This is a genomic window from Janibacter sp. CFPM2_SD2, assembly GCF_057364645.1.
In genome coordinates, this window is record NZ_JBNFOF010000363.1 from 1 (window position 1) to 1,165 (window position 1,165).

At 73.6% G+C, this 1,165-nt stretch carries 1 protein-coding gene and 1 pseudogene; both read right to left on the bottom strand.

Annotated features, from left to right (window positions below; genetic code table 11):
* Positions 1-404: pseudogene (locus AC2W7J_RS18345) on the bottom strand (hypothetical protein); the annotation flags it as partial.
* On the bottom strand, positions 401-1,165 hold a 765-nt coding region (locus tag AC2W7J_RS18350), incomplete at its 5' end, for a hypothetical protein (protein ID WP_485984215.1). The gene AC2W7J_RS18350 and the pseudogene AC2W7J_RS18345, both read right to left, overlap by 4 nt.

Genomic DNA, 1,165 nt, shown 5'->3' on the forward strand with positions numbered 1-1,165 from the left:
TGCTCCCTCGCCTCGTCGACCTGCTGCCGGGCGTCCGCCCCGGTGGCGGGGCGGAGGCGCAGGTCATCGGCGGAGGTCAGGAGCCGCCACCCCTTCGCCATGTCACGGGTGGCATCGGCCCGCGCGGTCGCCAGCTCGAGCGCCTCGTCGGCGGTGCCCACCCGGGTGCCGTCGATCTGCGCCCACCGCTCGGGATGGCCGCTCAGCACGACGACCCGGCCGTCGTCGGCGACGGCGACGAACCACCGCGCCGGGTGCGAGGGGCCGCGCCAGAGGACGTCGAGGAGCCGCCACCCGCGCAGCGCCGCCACGGGCACGGGCCGCAGACGGGTCCTGGCGTCGGTGACGACCGACGCGAGCATCGGCTCGTCCGTCGTCGTCGAGATGGTCGCGATGTCGGTCATGAGTTGTCCTCGTCCCACTGCTCGCCGTAGTAGTCCATGTAGGTCTCGTCGCCGTCGCCCGTCGACGGGGAGTAGTAGCCGCTCTCGAAGAGCTCGCGGATCGCGGCGCGCCCGGCGGCGTCGGCCTCCTCGGGGGTCGCGCCGGCGGCGACGGCCTCGTCGTGGGCCACGAGGTAGTTGGTGATGTGCTGCTCGTCGGTCGACAGCGAGCTCTCGCCGTCGGTGGCCTGGTAGTAGTAGGCCTCCTGGGTCATCGCCTCGACCTCGCCGTCGATCTGCGCCGTGACGTACTCGTCGCGGGTGACCTCGGTGGTCTCGACGGTCAGGCCCTCGATGTCCGAGCGGGCGTGGCTCGCCTCGTGGATGAGCGACCACTCGTCGGCCGTCGAACCGAGGACGATGACGTCGGTGCCGGGGTTGTAGAAGGTGCCGCCGTTGCCGCCCACGACGACCTCGATGCCCTCGTCGGCGAGCCACTGCAGCAGCTCGCGGCCCTGCTCCGTCTGCATCAGCTCGGGCACACCGGGGTCGTCCGGGTCGAGCCCCTCGGGCAGCTCCGCGCCGGGGGAGCGGGCGATCTTGGTCATGCCGTGCCCCGGCTTGGTGTCCGTGTCGCCGTCCCCGGTGGCGGGCTCGGGGCTCACGCCCGGGGCGAAGGGGCGCCCCGGCCTTGTCGTGCTCACCTCGTCCTGGTCCCCGGCCTGTCGCCGCAGGTCGCCGGCGAAGCCGTCGAGCCGGCTCGCGAGGTCGTCGCGACCCGG